This is a genomic window from Serratia sp. TSA_105.2 (assembly GCF_052692115.1).
Map to the genome: position 1 here is coordinate 58326 of NZ_JBQZFT010000008.1, position 16934 is coordinate 75259.

General features: G+C 62.1%; 11 protein-coding genes. 1 reads left to right on the forward strand and 10 read right to left on the reverse strand.

Features of this window, described 5'->3' with window-relative positions; all coding sequences use genetic code 11:
• Positions 1–8: 8 nt before the first annotated feature.
• From ydcS to purL, 9 genes are all read right to left on the reverse strand, one after another.
• Positions 9–1163: a putative ABC transporter substrate-binding protein YdcS gene (gene ydcS / locus ACUTSC_RS20020; protein ID WP_086580328.1), complete on the reverse strand. Its 1155-nt coding sequence runs from the start codon at positions 1161–1163 to the stop codon at positions 9–11.
• 73 nt (positions 1164–1236) lie between these two features.
• Positions 1237–2700, reverse strand: a complete 1464-nt coding sequence (locus tag ACUTSC_RS20025; RefSeq protein WP_443002960.1) for a gamma-aminobutyraldehyde dehydrogenase — start codon at positions 2698–2700, stop codon at positions 1237–1239.
• A gap of 115 nt (positions 2701–2815) precedes the next feature.
• Positions 2816–3739: a LysR substrate-binding domain-containing protein gene (locus tag ACUTSC_RS20030; RefSeq protein ID WP_038874511.1), complete on the reverse strand. Its 924-nt coding sequence runs from the start codon at positions 3737–3739 to the stop codon at positions 2816–2818.
• A 330-nt stretch (positions 3740–4069) separates the two neighbouring features.
• Positions 4070–4408: a nitrogen regulatory protein P-II gene (glnB, locus tag ACUTSC_RS20035; RefSeq protein WP_004847623.1), complete on the reverse strand. Its 339-nt coding sequence runs from the start codon at positions 4406–4408 to the stop codon at positions 4070–4072.
• Positions 4409–4419: 11 nt separating this feature from the next.
• Positions 4420–6042: an NAD+ synthase gene (locus ACUTSC_RS20040; protein WP_154030234.1), complete on the reverse strand. Its 1623-nt coding sequence runs from the start codon at positions 6040–6042 to the stop codon at positions 4420–4422.
• Positions 6043–6172: 130 nt separating this feature from the next.
• Positions 6173–7513, reverse strand: a complete 1341-nt coding sequence (gene glrR, locus ACUTSC_RS20045; protein WP_025303931.1) for a two-component system response regulator GlrR — start codon at positions 7511–7513, stop codon at positions 6173–6175.
• A complete protein-coding gene (gene qseG, locus ACUTSC_RS20050) occupies positions 7510–8382 on the reverse strand; it encodes a two-component system QseEF-associated lipoprotein QseG (protein ID WP_445653518.1) in 873 nt (290 codons plus the stop codon). The genes glrR and qseG overlap by 4 nt, the downstream gene beginning before the upstream one ends.
• Before the next feature lie 3 nt (positions 8383–8385).
• Positions 8386–9822 (reverse strand): sensor histidine kinase, encoded by a 1437-nt coding sequence (locus ACUTSC_RS20055; RefSeq protein WP_107227801.1) that lies wholly within the window; start codon positions 9820–9822, stop codon positions 8386–8388.
• A gap of 887 nt (positions 9823–10709) precedes the next feature.
• Positions 10710–14603 carry a phosphoribosylformylglycinamidine synthase gene (gene purL / locus ACUTSC_RS20060; RefSeq protein ID WP_445653530.1) on the reverse strand — a complete coding sequence of 1298 codons (3894 nt, stop codon included), beginning with the start codon at positions 14601–14603 and terminating at the stop codon, positions 10710–10712.
• Between the two features lie 274 nt (positions 14604–14877).
• Here purL and mltF point away from each other — a divergent pair, with 274 nt between their 5' ends.
• A complete protein-coding gene (gene mltF / locus ACUTSC_RS20065) occupies positions 14878–16338 on the forward strand; it encodes a membrane-bound lytic murein transglycosylase MltF (RefSeq protein WP_197768849.1) in 1461 nt (486 codons plus the stop codon).
• Here mltF and tadA read toward each other — a convergent pair whose 3' ends face one another.
• Positions 16339–16845, reverse strand: a complete 507-nt coding sequence (gene tadA / locus ACUTSC_RS20070) for a tRNA adenosine(34) deaminase TadA (RefSeq protein ID WP_055311833.1) — start codon at positions 16843–16845, stop codon at positions 16339–16341.
• Between the last annotated feature and the right edge of the window lie 89 nt (positions 16846–16934).

The window sequence follows — 16934 nt, forward strand, 5'->3', positions numbered from 1 at the left end:
CCCGCGGCTTAGCGGCCGCCCATGATGGCGATGTAGTCCTGGGTCCAGCGGCTGTACGGCACGAACTTGCCGCCCTGCGCCTGCGGCGTTTTCCAGAAGGCGATTTTGTCGAACTGGTTGAAGCCGTTGGTTTCGCAGCCCTTCTCACCCAGCAGCGCGCTGGCCTTGCAGCCCGCCGGTGACGCCGGCACCGACCCGAACCAGGCCGCCACGTCGCCCTGCACCTTCGGCTCCAGCGACCAGTTCATCCACTGGTAGGCGCAGCTCGGGTGTTTGGCGTCGGCATGCAGCATGGTGGTGTCCGCCCAGCCGGTCACGCCCTCTTTCGGGAACACGGTGGCGATCGGCTGCCCCTCTCCCTTCAGGGCATTGGCCTGATACGGCCAGGCGCTGGAGGCCACCACGCCTTCGTTTTTAAAGTCGCTCATCTGCACCGAGGTGTCGTGCCAGTAGCGGTGGATCAGCGCGTGCTGGCTGCGCAGCAGCTTCAGCGCCGCCTGATACTGCTCTTCGTTGAGCTGGTAAGGATCGCTGATGCCGAGCTGCGGCTGGGTGGCCTTCAGGAACAGCGCCGCATCGGCGATGTAGATCGGGCCGTCGTAAGCCTGCACGCGGCCCTGATTGCTCTTGCCGTCCGGCAGATTCTGCTGCTGGAAGATCACCGCCCAGCTGTCCGGCGGCGTCGGGAAGGTTTTGGTGTTGTACATCAGCAGGTTCGGCCCCCACTGGTACGGCGTGCCGTAGGTTTTGCCGTCCACGGTGTACCAGGCGCCGTTCAGCAGGCGCGGATCGATGTTCTTCCAGTTCGGGATCAGCGCGGTATTGATCGGCTGCACCCGCTTGCCGAAGATCAGGCGCAGCGAGGCGTCGCCGGAGGCGGTCACCAGATCGTAGCCGCCCTTGGCCATCAGGCTGACCATTTCATCGGAGGTGGCGGCGGTCTTCACGTTCACCGCGCAGCCGGTTTGCTTTTCAAACTGGGTGACCCAGTCGTAGTTTTTGTCGGACTGGCCGCGTTCGATGTAACCGGGCCAGGCGATGATATCCAGCCGGCCTTCGCCTTTGCCCAGCGTCTGCGGCAGATCGGCCGCCTGAGCCAGACCGCACAGCACGGTGAGACAGAGCGCGGAGACGGTGGTGGTGACTGCGGTAGTTTTTCTCATCGTAATTACCCCTGTGTTGCGTATCTGTGTGCGGCAGGGAACGGCTGCCGCCCGATTTTGCTTTATAGAACCGCTAGAAGCTGGCTTTGAACTTCGCCATTACGTGCCTGACAACGCTGTAATCCTGCAGCGAATCGCTGGACAGATCCTTACCGTAGCCGGAGCGTTTCAGGCCGCCGTGCGGCATCTCGCTCGCCAAGGTGAAATGGGTGTTGATCCAGGTGCTGCCGTACTGCAGATGGGCGGCAATGTGCAGCGCCCGATCGATATTTTGCGTCCACACCGACGAAGCCAGGCCGTATTCCGAGTCGTTGGCCCACGCCACCGCCTGTTCCAGGTGCTCGAAGCGCGTGATGCTGACCACCGGGCCAAACACCTCGCGCTGCACGATTTCGTCGCTTTGCAGGCAGCCCGCCAGCAGGGTCGGCTGGTAATAGAATCCCGGCCCGGAGTGGGCCGCGGCGCCGGTGATCAATTCGATATGCGGTTGGCTGAGCGCCCGCTCGACGAAGCTGGCGACGCGATCGCGCTGGCGGCTACTTATCAACGGGCCGATCTCGTTGTCCTGATCGCGCTTGCGGGCGAAGCGCAGGCTGGCGACCGCCTCGCCCAGCGCGTCCACCAGCTTGGGATAGATACCCGCCTGCGCGTAGATGCGGCAGGCGGCGGTGCAGTCCTGGCCGGCGTTGTAATAGCCGTAGGTGCGGATGCCGTTGACCACCTCGTCGAGATCGGCGTCGTCGCAGACGATTACCGGCGCCTTGCCCCCCAGTTCCAGATGGGTGCGCTTGACGCTTTTGGCCGCCGCCTGAAGAATTTTTTGCCCGGTGACGATATCGCCGGTGACCGACACCAGCCGCACCTGCGGGTGCCCTACCAGCTGGCTGCCGACCCCTTCCCCGCCGCCGTAGACGATATTCAGCACGCCCGGCGGCAGGATCTCCTGCAGCGCCGGCACCAGCGCCAGAATAGTCAGCGGCGTATGTTCGGAGGGTTTAAACACCACGGTATTGCCCGCCGCCAACGCCGGCGCGATCTTCCACGCCGCCATCATCAACGGATAGTTCCAGGGGGCGATCGAGGCCACCACGCCGATCGGATCGCGGCGGATCATCGAGGTGTGGCCCGGCACATACTCGCCGGCCAGCTGCCCTTGCTGCGTGCGCACCGCGCCGGCGAAGAAGCGGAACACGTCGACCGCCGCCGGCAGATCGTCATTGAGCGCCTGATGCAGTGGTTTACCGCAGTTGAGGGCTTCCAGCTGCGCCAGCTGCGGCGCCTGCCGCTCGATGGCGTCGGCGATACGCAGCAACAGAGCGGCGCGCTGGGCCGGCGTGGTGCGCGACCAGTGGCCGAACGCCTGCTGCGCGGCTTTCACCGCGCCGCCGACCTGCGCCGAAGAGGCTTCGGTCAGGGCGATCAGCGTCTCGCCGTTGGCCGGATTGACGATGCACTCCTGCTGGCCTTCGCCGTCGATAAGCTGACCGTTAATGAACTGCTGACAGGACAAACCTGAGAGAACCTGCACATCTGCCATCGCCTGACGCCCCTAAGTGACAAAAACGTTAACCAAATGTGAATAAGTTAGTTTTAATCAGCCTAAGCGAGCCTCTGGCGGGCAACAAATTCTAAATACTGAACGCCGCGTTCGATTAAATCGAATGCTTAAGCCCGGCGGCGTGTTTGCTGCCGTTCTCGCGCGCGATGGTAAGGAACGGCGTCACCAGCTCCGGCCGCGCACTGCCGCGCCGCCACGCCAGCCCGATATCCAGCGGCTCCAGCAGATCGTCCAGCTTGCGCGCCTCGATCATGTTGCCCTCGAGCGACCAGGCGCGGTACGCCATGTCCGGCTGGATGGAGACCCCCATCCCCGCCGCCACCAGGCTGCGCACCGCCTCGGTCGAGGCGGTCTTCATGGCGATCTCCGGCTTCAGCCCGGCGCGCGACCAGATGCGCCGCGCGTGCACGTCCATTTCATCGGCGTTGAGCTGGATCAGCGGCTGTTTGGCCACGTCCGCCAGGCTGATGCTCTCGTGCTCCAGCAGCGGGTGCAGCGGCGGCAGCCACAGGCGATACGGCGAGTGCATCAGCACCTCGGTCTGCAGCGCGTCGCGGTCTTCGATGTTAGACAGGATCAGCACGCCGATGTCGATCTCGCCGCTGACCAGCAGATGCTCGATATACGGGCGCTCGTCTTCAACCACCTGCACGGTGACGTTGGGATAGGCCGATTTAAAGCGCGTGAGCAGCTCCACCAGGAAGTAGCCGGCCACCAGGCTGGTGACGCCGACGGTCAGCTTGCCGGTCAGGCTTTCGGTGCCGATCTGCAGGCTGCGCTTGGCGTTGTCCACCGTCGCCAGGATCAGATACGACTGGCGCAGGAACTGATGCCCCTGATGGGTCAGCGTCATGCCCTTGGCGTGGCGATCGAACAGCCGCACGCCGATCTCGGTTTCCAACTGCTGGATCGCCAGCGTCAGCGAAGACTGGGAGACAAACACCGCCTGGGCGCCGGCGGAGATCGACCCGGTTTCCGCCACCGCGATAAAGTGGCGGATTTGGCGTAACGTCATCATCCCCATCGCCTTTCAAGCCGCTGCGTTGTTGTCTGCGTGCGCTTACCCCAGTCACTTACTTGAGTAAGCTCCTGGGGATGCACGCCCTTGCCGCCTAGCCGCAACTTGAAATTCATTGGGGATCACCTCAATCAAGATAGTTAGATTGATTGTAGATCCCGCGAGAAAAGCGATCGGGAAAAGTATCAAAAACGCGATAGCGTTCGCTTTTTTAGAATGCCGACGAGCAAAAAGAGGGAAACGGCGAGGCGAAGAAGCATGATGCGCGGGGAGCAGAAATGACAAGGGCGCAGCACGCTGCGCCCTGATGGCCGATGATCCTGCGGAGGATCAGATCGCTTCTTCGTCCTGCTCGCCGGTACGGATACGCACCACGCGCGCCACGTCGAAGACGAAGATTTTGCCGTCGCCGATCTTGCCGGTCTGCGCGGTCTGCATGATGGTTTCCACGCAGGTGTCGACGATATCGTCGGCAACCACGATCTCGATCTTCACCTTAGGCAGAAAGTCGACCATGTACTCGGCACCGCGGTACAGCTCGGTGTGGCCCTTCTGGCGGCCGAAACCTTTCACTTCGGTGACCGTCATACCGGTGATGCCCACTTCGGCCAGCGCTTCGCGGACGTCATCCAGTTTGAACGGCTTGATAATCGCGTCGATCTTTTTCATCTTCTTTCCTTTTACCAATTTTTGCGGCCAAAACCGGATGTGATGGGGTAGCGGCGGTCTTTGCCGAAGTTACGGGCGGTGATACGCGGCCCGACGGCGGCCTGACGCCGCTTGTATTCGTTAATGTCCACCAGGCGGATCACCTTGCGCACGATCGCTTCGTCGAACCCTTCGGCCACCAGATCGGCAACCGACTTGTCGCGCTCAACGTAGCCTTCCAGGATCGCGTCCAGGATATCGTACGGCGGCAGGCTGTCCTGATCGACCTGATCCGGCGCCAGCTCGGCGGACGGCGGACGATCGATCACCCGCTGCGGGATCACGTAGGAAACGGTGTTACGGTATTCGGACAGCTTGAACACCAGCGTTTTCGGCACGTCCTTCAGCACGTCGAAACCGCCGGCCATATCGCCGTACAGCGTGGCGTAACCCACCGCCATTTCGCTCTTGTTGCCGGTGGTCAGCACGATGCTGCGGCGTTTGTTAGACAGCGCCATCAGCACCACCCCACGGCAACGCGCCTGCAGGTTTTCTTCGGTGGTGTCGCGCTCGGTGCCGGCGAACATCGGCGACAGCTGGCCCATAAAGGCGTCGAACATCGGTTCGATGGAGACAATATCGAACTCCACGCCGAGGATTTCCGCCTCTTCCTTGGCGTCGGCGATGCTGATATCCGCGGTATAGCGGAACGGCATCATCAGCGCCTGCACCTTGTCTTTGCCCAGCGCATCCACGGCGATCGCCAGCGTCAGCGCCGAGTCGATGCCGCCGGACAGGCCCAGCACCGCGCCTTTAAAGCCGTTTTTGGTCACGTAGTCGCGTACCGCCAACACCAGCGCCTGGTACACCTGCGCCAGCTGCGGCAGCTCAGCGGCCGGATCGGCCATCGGCACCACGGCCAGCTCGTTGAATTCCAAACGAGTCACCTGCTCGTCGAAGGCCGCCAGACGGTGAGTCAGGGTGCCGGCGGCGTCGAATACCTTGGAGCAGCCGTCGAAGATCAGCTCATCCTGGCCGCCGACCTGATTGAGGTACACCAGCGGCAGCTGGGTGCGCTGGCAGTGGCCGGCCATCAGCGTTTTGCGGATATACGGCTTTTCGCGGTTATACGGCGAGGCGTTGATCGACAGGATAATTTCCGCGCCCGCCGCCTTGGCGGCGTCGATCGGCTCCGGGAACCACAGATCTTCGCAAATCAGCAGACCCAGACGGTAGCCTTTCAGCTCCACCACGCAGGTGTCGTTGCCGGCGTGGAAATAGCGCTTCTCATCGAACACGCCGTAGTTCGGCAGCTGCTGCTTGAAGTAGCGGGTCAGCAGGCGGCCTTCGGCAAACAGCGACAGCGCGTTATACAGCTTGTCGCCTTCGCGCCACGGGTGGCCGACCAGGATCGCCGTCTCGGCGGAGGCCTGCTGCAGGCGCAGCAGCTGCGCGTCGCAGCGCTGATAGAAGTCATTGCGATACAGCAGATCTTCCGGCGGGTAGCCGGACAGCGCCAGTTCGCTGAACATGACCAGATCGGCTCCCGCCTTCTGCTGCTCCTGCACGATTTGCAACATGCGTTCGGTGTTGCCTTCAATGTCGCCGACCAGCAGGTTCAGCTGGGCCAGGGCGATGGAAAGTGATCTGCTCATTTGTGTACGATCCCGCTTAATACGTTCCATGGTGCTCTACGCCGGGGCGCGCCGCGGCAAAGAGAACGGAGTGTAAATCATTCCGCCGGATTTGTTGAGAACCTGCGTGGCAGGCGCCGGCGGCAAACTGTCATTCTTTAAAATCGTTGGCGTCCAGTTCGTGGCGCGACAGCAATTTGTAAAACTCGGTGCGGTTGCGGCCCGCCATGCGCGCGGCCTGGGTCACGTTGCCCTTGGTGATCTGCAGCAGCTTGCGCAGGTAGTGCAATTCAAACTGGTTGCGCGCTTCGGCGAAGGTCGGCAGCGCGGTGTTTTCCCCTTCCAGCGCCTGCTCCACCAGCGCTTCGCTGATCACCGGCGCCGAGGTCAGCGCCACGCACTGCTCGATGACGTTGACCAACTGACGCACGTTGCCCGGCCAGCTGGCGGTCATCAGCCGCTTCATGGCGTCGGTCGAGAAGCTGCGCACGAACGGCTTGTGCCGCTGAGCCGCCTCGCGCAACAGGTGGTTGGCCAGCAGCGGAATATCTTCGGCGCGTTCGTTGAGCGCCGGGATCTTCAGGTTCACCACGTTGAGGCGATAGTAGAGATCCTCGCGGAACTCGTTCTTCGCCATCGCCTTTTGCAGATCGCGGTGGGTGGCGGAGATGATGCGCACGTCAATGTCCAGATCGCGGTTGCTGCCCAGCGGCCGCACCTTGCGCTCCTGCAGCACGCGCAGCAACTTCACCTGCAGCGACAGCGGCATATCGCCGATCTCGTCGAGGAACAGCGTGCCGCCCGCTGCCGCCTGGAACAGCCCTTCGCGGCTGCTGACCGCGCCGGTAAAGGCGCCCTTGGCATGGCCGAACAGTTCGGACTCCAGCAGCTGCTCCGGCAGCGCGCCGCAGTTGATGGCGATGAATGCCTTGCCGGCGCGCGGGCTGGCCGCGTGAATAGCCTGCGCCACCACCTCTTTGCCGGTGCCGCTCTGGCCGTTGATTAAGACGCTGACGTCGGACTGCGCCACCATTTTCACCTGCTCCAGCAGGCGCAGCATCAGCGGGCTGCGGGTGACGATGTCTTCGCGCCAGGCCTCGTCGCCGGCCGGGGTGGCCGACAGCGCGAGCGCCTCGTCGATGGCCTTGTACAGCGCATCGCGATCCACCGGTTTGGTGAGGAAGCTGAACACCCCCTGCTGGGTAGCGGCCACCGCATCGGGAATCGAACCGTGCGCGGTGAGAATGATTACCGGCATGCCCGGCTGATGTTTTTGGATCTCGGCGAACAGCGCCATGCCGTCCATCTCGTCCATACGCAGATCGCTGATCACCAGATCGATCTGTTCGCGCGCCAGCAGGCGCAGCGCTTCCTGGCCGCTTTCGGCGGTGGTGACGTGAAAACCTTCGCTGGTCAGACGCATGCCCAGCAGCTTCAGCAGGCTGGGATCATCGTCAACCAAAAGTAGATTGGCCGGTTTGCGTGCGGTCATTGCGCGTGGGACTCCTTATTGGCAGGGGGCGGCGTATAGGTGTCTTCCGGTTCAACCGGCAGCGCGGTGCCCTTTTCCGGTTCGTCCTGCGGCTCAGCCCCTTTGGCGGCCGCGCCGCTTTTACCGGCGGCTTCGCCCTTTTGCGAGCCTGCCCCGTTGTCCGGGATTTCCCCTTGCAGCTGCTTGCGCGAAGAGAGCTGGCGCTCGATGTCGGTCAGATTTTCCAGCTTGCGCGAGGTGTCCTGCAGCTGCGATTGCAAACGCGCCTGGTTCTGGCGCAGCGAATCGATCTGGCTGTCGCTGCTCTCCTGCAGATGCTGATAGCGCGCTTTCTCATCGAACAGCGTGATCTGCAGCATCTGCTGCTGGCGCCACAGCTGCGTCAGCGGACGCAGTGAACCCGGGAATTCCATCCGGTAACTGTTGATTCTGTCGATGATCTGGCGGCGTTCGCCGGAGGTCGGCTGTGCGCTGCCCAGCAGGATGCTCTGTTTGAAAACGCCGGACCAGCTGTCGCCAGGCACCGTTTTCGCCAGCGCGCGCGCCTGGGTCGAGCCGATACGGTCGGCGCAGTCCATCGCGCGCAGCCAGTAGAGCGCGTTATCCACCGCGTCCTTGTCGTCCAACTGCCACAGGGTATCGCAAGCCGCGGTACGGTAATCGATCACCTTGGCATCCGGGATCGCCTCTTGCTGCTGAGGGTTCAGGCCGCCGCTGACGGCGCGATCGACGCAGCCTGCCAGCAACAGCGGCATAAAGAAGACGGCGCCCAACCAGCTGATCGGGCGTTTGCCGAGCGGCGCTCTGTGCGGGGCACGCGGTGAACGTTCGGTCTGTGCAAGACGAAGGCGTTTAGACCATGTGTACATTATTTATTCATTCTCGGCGGTTAACGGCAGTTCAATGCGGAAGCAGACGTCTGCACCGGCGACCGTCGCCAGTTGCAGCTCACCGCGCATGCGACGGATACAGTCCTGAGCGATGCTCAACCCCAGTCCGCTTCCTTTTACCGCCCCTTTTCGCTGGTGACTACCCTGGAAAAAAGGCTCGAAAATCATGGCTCTTTCAGCCTCGGGGATCGGCGTGCCGGTATTGGCGACGTCGATTTGCACCCGTTGTCCAACCTGACGGCTGCGGATCCAAATGTTACCGGATTCCTTGCCGTAGTGCACCGCATTGGAGTAGAGATTATCCAGCACGCGCATTAATAGCGTAGGCTCTGCCCAGCAGATTTCCGCCTCCAGCGTAATTTCGGTGGAAATCATCTTCGCCCGCGCCGGCAAACTGTGCGCGGCGACCACCAAATCGACCATTTCGCGCAGCTCGACGTTCTCGTGTTCCGCCGGGCCATCGGCCAGTTTGCGGTTGTAATCCAACAGCTGTTCGATCAGCTGCTGCAGATGACGGCTGCTGTTGTCGAGGATCGCCACCACCTCTTTCTGATCGGACGTCAGCGGCCCCGCTACCTCGTCGGCCAGCAGTTCGGTGCCTTCACGCATGCTGGCCAGCGGCGTTTTCAGCTCGTGCGAAATATGGCGCAGGAACTCGTGGCGCTGCGACTCCAGCCACGCCAGCCGCTCGCTCAGCCAGATGATGCGCTGCGCCAGCGAACGCAGCTCGCGCGGCCCTTTGAACGATGCGGTGCTGCCCAGCGCGCGCCCTTCCCCCAGACGGTTGATCATCCGCTCCACGGCCTTGACCGGCCCGATGATCATGCGGGTAAACAGCACCACCAGCAGCACGCTGACCAGGAACAGCAGCAGCGCCTGCCAGCCGAAGAACTGGCCCCGTTCGGCGATGGCCTGTTGCAGCTGCTGACCGCGCGAGAACACCACCGCGCGCGTGGCCTGCACCATTTCTGCATTGGAACGGGAGAACGACTCGAGCAAGGCGGAAGCCTCTTGGTCCGGCCCGCTGTTATGGCATTTGATCGCCGCCAGTTGGGTCAGCAACTGGCGTAGCGTTTGGTAGTAACGCTCGTCCGGCAGAATCGGCGCGTGGGCGTCCAGCATCTGCGAATACTGCTTGCGCTGGTTCTGATACAGTTTTTGCAGCGTAGGATCAACCAGCACGCAGTACTGACGATAGCTGCGCTCCATTTCCAACGCCACGCTGGTCATCGCCTCGCTGCGCCGCGCGTCCACCAGCGTGGTGCGGTTGATGTCCGCCGCCTGCGCGCTGAGGTGATCCAGACTCTGGTAGGCCTGATAGGCCAGCACCAACAGCGGCAGCAGCACCAACAGGAAGGCCAGCAGCACCAATTGTCGCAGCGAACGGGGGAATAAACGCCATCTTTTCAACGAAATCATCTCATTCTCTCAGCTCTGTCACGATGCTAACTGACTCGCCGGAAAGAGAAAAGCCCGGCAAGGGAGAATCCTGAATGCGTAAGGGAAAAGCTACGGGATCGGTGAACCGCGCCCATAGGCCTGGCCTGTCGACGGCATACGGCCCCGGTAAAATAAACCGGTGCGAAAACGTGAGTGTGGGGATAGCATCTGCGTTCGAGGGCATAGGCAACGAAACAGGGATAAGCGCAGCGTTGAGAAATGACATCGGGGCAAGAAACTTGCCCCAACGCAAGGAAAGTGTGGATGCCCTTGAACCTCGTCCCCAGGGTGATGTAGCGCAGCGGCTGGCATCGAACAGGACGAATAGCATCCGTAAGTATCCAGGATTGATGAACCCTTCATCACAGTAGGATACAGGCGGTGCCTCACTCCACGTGTCGCCCGATGCTTGATAAAGCCGCTTGCACGGTCTGTTATCGGTTTGGTTGGACGATAGGCACCATTTCTTTGGCATCATTCGGAGGCTTATGAGGCGATTTGCCGTCTAATTACGGCGCCGTCATAAAAAGGTGAATGAGCAGCCGCCGAGAATGATGCACGTTGCGTGCCAACTTTGCAATATAAATTGCAACTTGTTGATTTTATTTAAAAATAAAATTACACCAGCAAATTACCTCACCCATTACACACTGATGAGCGATGAAAAAAACGCCGTGCTGTCGCCAAATGCAGACAATTAAAGCCAAACCCGATTACCACCAATAAAATCAAACAGTTAAATGTCTCCATTTAGCGACAGAGAAAATAGCGCCTGTCGCAAAATGCAGACACTGCCGCCAATCGCCGAGCGCCGGCCATAAAAAAGGGCGCAATTGCTTGCGCCCTCTGTACGGTGGTGGCCGTTTTTAGCCCAGTTGCTTACGGGCGTTGCGGAACATGCGCATCCACGGGCTGTCCTCGCCCCACTCTTCCGGGTGCCAGGAGTTGCTGACCGTGCGGAACACGCGTTCCGGGTGCGGCATCATCACCGTGGCACGCCCGCTGGCGCTGGTCACGGCGGTAATGCCGTTCGGCGAACCGTTCGGGTTAGCCGGGTAAGCTTCCGTCACCTGACCGGCGTTGTTGACGAAACGCAGCGCCACCAAACCGTGGCTTTCCAGCGCCGCCAGATGCGCCGCATCGCGCACTTCGACATGCCCTTCACCGTGGGAAACGGCGATCGGCATACGCGAACCGGCCATGCCTTGCAGGAACAGCGACGGGCTGGCCGCCACTTCCACCAGGCTGAAGCGCGCCTCGAAACGATCCGACAGGTTGCGCACAAAGCGCGGCCAGTGTTCTGCGCCCGGGATCAGCTCGCGCAGGTTGGACATCATCTGACAACCGTTGCACACGCCCAGCGCCAGCGTCTGCGGACGGAGGAAGAATGCTTCGAACTCGTCGCGCACCCGCTCGTTGAACAGAATAGACTTCGCCCAACCTTCGCCGGCGCCCAGGACGTCGCCGTAAGAGAAACCGCCGCAGGCCACCAGCGTATGGAAGTCCTGCAGATCGCGGCGCCCCGCCAGCAGATCGCTCATGTGCACGTCCACCGCGTCAAAGCCGGCGCGATGGAACGCCGCCGCCATTTCAACGTGGGAGTTCACCCCCTGCTCGCGCAGCACCGCCACTTTCGGGCGAGCGCCCTTGGCGATGTACGGCGCGGCGATGTCTTCCTCCGGTGCAAAGGTCAACTTCACGTTCAGGCCGGGATCTTGTTCATCCTGCTTGGCCTGATGCTCCTGATCGGCGCACGCCGGGTTGTCGCGCAGGCGCTGCATCTGCCAGGTGGTTTCCGCCCACCAGGTGCGCAGCGTATTGCGGCTTTCGCTGTACAGCGCCTTGCCGTGTTGGGTGATGACGAAACGATCGCCGGCCTGCACGCTGCCGATGTGATGCACGTTGTCGGTCAGTCCGTGCTGAGCAAACGCCTGCTTCACGTCGTCGAGACGTTCGGCGCTCACCTGGATCACCGCGCCCAGCTCTTCGTTGAACAGCACCGCCAGCGCATCGTCGCCGAGGCCGTCGAGATTGACGTCCACGCCGCAGTGACCGGCGAAGGCCATCTCCGCCAGCGTCACCAGCAGGCCGCCGTCGGCGCGGTCGTGGTAAGCCAGCAGCGCTTGATCGGCCACCAGCTGCTGCATGGCGTTGAAGAAGCCCGCCAGCTGCGCAACGTTGCGCACGTCGGCCGGTTTGTCGCCCAGTTGGCGATAAACCTGCGCCAGCGCGGTGGCACCCAGCGCGTTATGGCCGTTGCCCAGGTCGATCAACAGCAGCGCGCTGTCGCCCTTATCGGTGCGCAGCTGCGGCGTCACGGTGTGGCGCACGTCCTCCACGCGGGCGAAGGCGGTGATGACCAGCGACAGCGGCGACGTCATTTCGCGCTGTTCGTTGCCTTCCTGCCAGCGGGTTTTCATCGACATGGAGTCTTTGCCCACCGGGATGGTGATGCCCAGCGCCGGGCACAGCTCTTCGCCCACCGCTTTCACCGCTTCGTACAGGCCGGCGTCTTCACCCGGGTGGCCGGCGGCGGCCATCCAGTTGGCGGACAGCTTCACGCGCTTCAGGCTGCCTATCTCGGTGGCGGCCAGGTTGGTCAGCGCTTCCCCGACCGCCAGGCGACCGGAAGCGGCGAAGTCCAGCAGCGCCACCGGCGCACGTTCGCCGAGCGACATCGCTTCGCCGTAGTAGCTGTCCAGGCTGGCGGTGGTGACCGCGCAGTCGGCAACCGGGATCTGCCACGGGCCGACCATCTGGTCACGCGCCACCATGCCGGTAACGGTGCGATCGCCGATGGTGATCAGGAAGGTTTTCTCCGCAACGGCCGGCAGATGCAGCACGCGTTTCACCGCGTCGGCCAGCGTGATGTTCTCACGCTGCACCGCCTCGCCATGCGCCTGCAGGCGGGTAACGTCGCGGGTCATTTTCGGCGTCTTGCCGAGCAGCACGTCCAGCGGCATGTCGATCGGCTGGTTGTCGAAGTGGCGGTCGTTCAGCGTCAGGTGCTGTTCTTCGGTCGCTTCGCCGATCACCGCATAAGGTGCGCGCTCGCGGCGGCAGATCTCGTCGAACTGCGCCATCTGCGCCGGGGCGATCGCCATCACGTAACGTTCCTGCGATTCGTTGCACCACACTTCCAGCGGGCTCATGCCCGGCTCGTCGTTGAGGATATCGCGCAGCTCGAAGCGGCCGCCGCGGCCGCCGTCGCTTACCAGCTCCGGCATGGCGTTGGACAGGCCGCCGGCGCCGACGTCATGGATAAACAGGATCGGGTTCTGGTCGCCCAACTGCCAACAGCGGTCGATCACTTCCTGACAGCGGCGCTCCATTTCCGGGTTGTCGCGCTGCACCGAAGCGAAGTCCAGATCGGCATCGGACTGGCCTGACGCCATCGACGAGGCCGCGCCGCCGCCCAGGCCGATATTCATCGCCGGGCCGCCCAGCACCACCAGCTTGGCGCCGACGGTGATTTCCCCTTTCTGCACGTGATCGGCGCGGATGTTGCCGATGCCGCCCGCCAGCATGATCGGTTTGTGGTAGCCGCGCAGCTCGACGCCGTTGTGGCTGTTGACGCGCTCTTCATAGGTACGGAAGTAGCCCAGCAGCGCAGGACGACCGAATTCGTTGTTGAACGCCGCGCCGCCCAGCGGGCCTTCGGTCATAATATCCAGCGCGGTGACGATACGTTCCGGCTTGCCGAAATCCTGCTCCCACGGCTGTTCAAAGCCGGGAATGCGCAGGTTGGACACCGAGAAGCCCACCAGGCCGGCCTTCGGCTTGGCGCCGCGGCCGGTAGCCCCCTCGTCGCGGATCTCACCGCCGGAGCCGGTCGCGGCGCCCGGCCACGGCGAGATCGCCGTCGGGTGGTTGTGGGTTTCCACCTTCATCAGGATGTGCGCTTCTTCCTGATGGTAATCGTACTTGCCGTTGTCCGGCGCAGCGAAGAAGCGGCCGACCTGCGAGCCTTCCATCACCGCGGCGTTGTCTTTATACGCCGACAGCACGTAGTCCGGCGTCTGCTCATAGGTGTTCTTGATCATTTTGAACAGCGATTTAGGCTGCTGTTCGCCGTCGATGATCCAATCGGCGTTGAAAATCTTGTGGCGGCAGTGCTCTGAGTTGGCCTGCGCGAACATATAAAGTTCGATATCCGTCGGGTTGCGCCCCAAATCGGTAAAGGCATTCAGCAGGTAGTCGATCTCGTCCTGCGCCAGCGCCAGGCCGAGCCGGACATTAGCCTGCTCCAGCGCAGTGCGCCCTGCGCCCAGCACGTCGATCGACTGATACGGCGCCGGCTGATGGTGCGCGAACAGCTGTTCGGCCTGTTGCAGCTCGCTGAAGACGGTTTCCATCATGCGATCGTGCAGCAGCGCGGCAAGCTGGCGCCACTGGGTTTCCGTCAGCTCGGGCGCATTGACGTAGAACGCCAGGCCGCGTTCCAACCGCAGCACCTGTTGCAAACCGCAGTTGTGGGCGATGTCGGTGGCTTTGGAAGACCAGGGAGAAATGGTGCCCGGACGCGGCGTAACCAGCAGCAACCGGCCTTCGGGAGCGTGTTCGGCGAGAGAAGGACCGTACTTGAGCAGCCGTTGAAGTTTGGCGTGTTCTTCGGCACTGAGCGGTGCGCTAACATCGGCAAAGTGGACGTACTCGGCGTAGATATCACTGACGGGCAGGTGAGCGTCCTGGCAGCGGGACAGCAGTTTGGTAATGCGAAAAGCCGATAAAGCGGGCGAACCACGCAGAATTTCCATAATCAAAGTTCTCTCGTCTTCGAAGCGACGGATAAGACGCTTCATTGGGCGCAACAGGGGAAAACGCGCGTCATTATAGAGAATCCTCGCCGCCGACGAAACCGTTTGCGTAGGGATTATTGATAAAAGCGTGCCGTACCGTCGAATTGTCATAACGTGTCAATAAAGTTGCACACTGGCGTTTTGTTGCGCAAAATGCCCCCGCACTGGTGATTTAACCATGAGAAAATTCGCGGTTATCGTCGCCGGCGTACCTGTGCCACCACTGGATAACTATTTGAAACGTCTTAAAATAAACTACATCCTCATCGGCGTTGTCACCCTGCTTCTGGCTCTCGCCCTGTGGCCCAATATCACCTGGCGCAGCGGCCAGGGCGGGCAACTCCAGGAGATCATTTCCCGCGGCGAGTTGCGTATCAGCACGCTGAACTCCCCGCTGACCTATTTCAACACCAAGCAAGGGCCGGGTGGGCTCGACTACGAACTGGCCAAGCGCTTCGCCAACTACCTCGGGGTGAAGCTGGTGGTGATCCCCCATCAGAACATCAATGACCTGTTCGACGATCTGGACGACGACGACGCCGACCTGCTGGCGGCGGGCCTTATCTACAATCAGGAGCGCCTCAGCCGCGCGCGCACCGGCCCCGCCTACTACTCCGTTTCCCAACAGCTGGTGTACCGGCTGGGCACCCCGCGGCCAAAAGGCTTCGCCGACATTAAAGGCAAGCTGGCGGTCGCCTCCGGTTCCGCGCACGTCAGCACGCTAAAGCAGCTCAAACAGGATAAATACCCGGATCTCGCCTGGGAGTCCTCCAGCGATCTCACCTCCAAAGAGCTGCTGGAGCGGGTGGCCGACGGCAAGCTGGACTACACCCTCGGCGATTCGGTCACCATCGCGCTGCTGCAGCGCATCCATCCGCAGCTGGCGGTGGCGTTCGACGTCACCGACGAAGAACCGGTCACCTGGTATCTGAAACGCGACGGCGACGACAGCCTGTACGCGGCGATGCTGGACTTCTACAGCCAGATGGTGGACGACGGCACCCTGGCGCGGCTCGAAGAGAAATACCTCGGCCACGTCGGCAGCTTCGACTATGTGGACACCAAAACCTTCCTGTCGGCCATCGACTCGGTGCTGCCCAACTTCCGCCCGCTGTTCGAGAAGCACGCCAACGAGATCGACTGGAAGCTGCTGGCGGCCATCGCCTATCAGGAATCGCACTGGAATCCGCAGGCCACCTCACCCACCGGCGTGCGCGGCCTGATGATGCTGACCCGCGCCACCGCCGACGGCCTGGGGGTCAACGACCGCCTCGATCCGGAAGAGAGCATTCAGGGCGGCGCGCTCTACCTGCAGCGGCTAATGGCCAAGGTGCCGGACAGCGTGCCGGAAGACGAGCGCATCTGGTTCTCGCTGGCGGCCTACAACATGGGCTGGGGCCACATGCTGGACGCGCGCAAGCTGACCAAGACGCAAAAAGGCAATCCGGACAGCTGGGTCGACGTCAAACAGCGCCTGCCGATGCTCAGCCAAAAGCGCTACTATCCGCAGTTGACCTACGGCTATGCGCGCGGGCGTGAAGCCTACAACTATGTAGAGAACATCCGCCGCTACCAGGTCAGCCTGGTGGGCTATCTGCAGGAAAAAGAGAGAAAGGCGGCGCAAGCGGCCGCCGAGCAGGAGGCGTTGGGGAAAGGCTACCCGGCGGTGATGCCGGAATTGGCGCTCAACCACTGATTATTCCGGCTTCTCCGCCGCCCGCTGCGCCAGCCTGAGCGCTTTTTTCTGTTCACGGCGCAGACGGAAGAAATTGCTCAGGGTGGCGGCGCATTCGTCCGCCAGCACGCCCGAGACGATCTCCACCTGATGGTTCATGCCCGGATGGCGAAGAATATCCACCAGTGAACCGGCCGCGCCGGTTTTCTCGTCGGCGGCGCCATACACCAGCCGACGGATGCGGCTGTGCACCATCGCACCGGCGCACATCACGCAGGGCTCCAGCGTGACGTACAGCGTGGCGTTCAGCAAACGGTAGTTTTGCAGCACCGCGCCGCCCTGGCGCAGCGCCATGATCTCGGCGTGTGCGGTAGGATCGTGTCGGCCGATCGGGCGGTTCCAGCCCTCGCCGATGACCTGATTGTCCAGCACCAGCAGCGCACCCACCGGCACCTCGCCCTCTTCCTGCGCGCGCAGGGCCAGCTGCAATGCCTGACGCATCCAGTACTCATCGTTATATTCAGTCATCGCATAATTCCTCGTGCGCTTTTGCGGCGGGCATTATACACACTAGCCTCCCTTTGTCGTAGCCACCCGCCAATGGCTATACTGGCCGA